This is a genomic window from Haladaptatus sp., assembly GCF_049589095.1.
Lineage (GTDB): Archaea > Halobacteriota > Halobacteria > Halobacteriales > Haladaptataceae > Haladaptatus.
This window is the reverse complement of sequence record NZ_JBAWAC010000068.1, coordinates 1-2,012: the sequence shown is the minus strand read 5'-3', so window position 1 is coordinate 2,012 and position 2,012 is coordinate 1. Positions and strand designations below refer to the sequence as shown.

The following is a 2,012-nucleotide window of genomic DNA, read 5'->3' as shown; positions in this document are numbered from 1 at the left end:
CTGGTAGTGTAGTGGTATCACGTGACCTTGCCATGGTCACAACCTGGGTTCAAATCCCAGCCAGCGCATTTTTCGAACTCACGACGACGAGCCATGCGAGTCGTCTGTGAGAAAAACGTGATGCTGGATTTGAGCAGACGAGTCGCACGCCCGGAACGGCGCTGTGCGCCGCACGCCCGGACCGTCTCGGCGAGTTCAAATCCCAGCCAGCGCATTTCTATCGCGAGCAACCTGGCGAGCACCGCGTAGCGTGTGCTCGCCACAGTGCGAACGATGAAGTCGTAGCTAACGTTACGTTATTCGAACCGGTCACATCTCCCACCAACCGTTTTCTACCATCGAGTTGTACGGACTCGCATGCAGGGGCTACGGTGGGTGCAGATGACGGACGAAGAGCGAAACGAATTCCTCGGCAACGGCGGAACGGGTGTCATCTCGTTTTCGACATCCCCCTCCGAACCGCCGTTCTCGTTGCCGATTTCGTACGGGTACTACGCGGACACGGGGAGTCTCTACTTCCGATTCGCGTTCCCGCCGGACAGCGGAAAGGAGGCGTTGCTCGACGACCCCATTTCGTTCGTCACGTACGAGAAGACGGGCGAGGGGTATCGGAGCGTCGTCGCGAGTGGCCATCTGGAGGAGGTGGACGACCTGCCGTACGATTCGGCCGTCGCCCAACGCATGTGGGAGGTGGATATTCCGCTGGTGGACGTCTTCGAACAACCGCCCGACGATGTGACGTTCCGTCACTTCCATCTCGACCCCGACCGGTTGACGGGGCGGAAGGAAGTCGGTTCGCAGGAGTGACACGGTCCAACGGTCACGAAACTGCCCGAAATACTCTTGGTCGAATCCGTCCTTCTGAGTAGCGAGGTGGGGAGTATGAGTGACACACAAGACGAACCGACAGCGAGGATGTTTTTCACACAGAACGATATTCCGGACGACGAACGCGAGGCGCTCGTCGAACTGCTGAACGAGACGCTCGCGAATACGACCGACTTGTTGACCCAGACGAAGTACGCCCACTGGAACGTCAAGGGGCCGAACTTCTATCAGCTACACCTGCTGTTCGACGAGTTGGCCGACGTGTTGTTCGAACACGAGGACGGTATCGCGGAGCGGACGACCGCACTCGGCGGTGAGGCCCGAGGGACGGTTCGAATGGCGGCGACGAACTCCCGTATTCCGGAGATACGAACGGACGCCGTGACCGGCTTGGAGTACGTCGAAGCGCTGGCGAACAACCTCGCGCTTCACGCCTCGAACCTCCGGAGCGGCATCGATACCGCAGAATCCCTCTCCGACAAGGACACGGCCGACCTGTTCACCGAGCAGTCCCGCGAAGTGGACCAGTACCTCTGGTTTCTCGAAGCGCACCTGCAACGGGAACCGATCCAGTCCGTGCCGGGGAACGGAGAGCGGGAGAGCGCACCACCACGACGGCCCGAAGCGCCGAACTCGGAAACGCCGCATCACGAACCGCGCCGTTACGAACAGGGTTCGACGCCGACACGGTAGCCGCGCTCGTCGTTATTTCTCGTTTTTCGAGGTCGTTCCGAATCTGATCAGTCGACCCATACGTTCAGGGGACTCGCTTCCGATGATCCAGCTATGACAGTGATTGCTCTGCTGTCGGTCGCACCGGTTATCGAGGGAAGCATGGCGAGCGAAGTTGCAAAGGCGGTCGACGCGTTGGACGATTTCGACGTGTCCTACGAAACGAACCCCATGGGAACCGTCATCGAAGCCGATTCGGCCGCCGAGCTTTTCGACGCGGCGCGGGCCGCTCACGAGGCCGTCGACGGCGACCGTGTCAGCACAGTCCTCAAAATAGACGACAAGCGGACGCGGGAGCAACGCGCACAGGAGAAAGTCGATGCCGTCGAAACCGAATTGGGACGAGCGGCGAGACGCGAGCGGTGAGATCCTCGGAACGGGACTCCCCGTCTCCCGAACGTTCAAATACGGAAACGGACCCATTCCGTGATGGCCGACATCGTGAACGTACC

General features: G+C 60.2%; 4 protein-coding genes. All 4 read left to right on the top strand.

The annotated features are described in order from the left end of the window. Positions 1–93 precede the first annotated feature (93 nt). The 4 genes from WBV42_RS02370 to WBV42_RS02355 all read left to right on the top strand — a co-directional run bounded on the left by WBV42_RS02370 (position 94) and on the right by WBV42_RS02355 (position 1,926). On the top strand, positions 94–249 hold the full coding sequence (locus tag WBV42_RS02370) for a hypothetical protein (protein ID WP_423984609.1): 156 nt from the start codon (positions 94–96) through the stop codon (positions 247–249). Between the two features lie 108 nt (positions 250–357). Next, positions 358–807: a pyridoxamine 5'-phosphate oxidase family protein gene (locus tag WBV42_RS02365; RefSeq protein ID WP_423984608.1), complete on the top strand. Its 450-nt coding sequence runs from the start codon at positions 358–360 to the stop codon at positions 805–807. A gap of 75 nt (positions 808–882) precedes the next feature. Further along, positions 883–1,521 carry a DNA starvation/stationary phase protection protein Dps gene (dps, locus tag WBV42_RS02360; protein ID WP_423984607.1) on the top strand — a complete coding sequence of 213 codons (639 nt, stop codon included), beginning with the start codon at positions 883–885 and terminating at the stop codon, positions 1,519–1,521. A 93-nt stretch (positions 1,522–1,614) separates the two neighbouring features. Next, a complete protein-coding gene (locus tag WBV42_RS02355) occupies positions 1,615–1,926 on the top strand; it encodes an MTH1187 family thiamine-binding protein (RefSeq protein WP_423984606.1) in 312 nt (103 codons plus the stop codon). Positions 1,927–2,012: the final 86 nt, after the last annotated feature.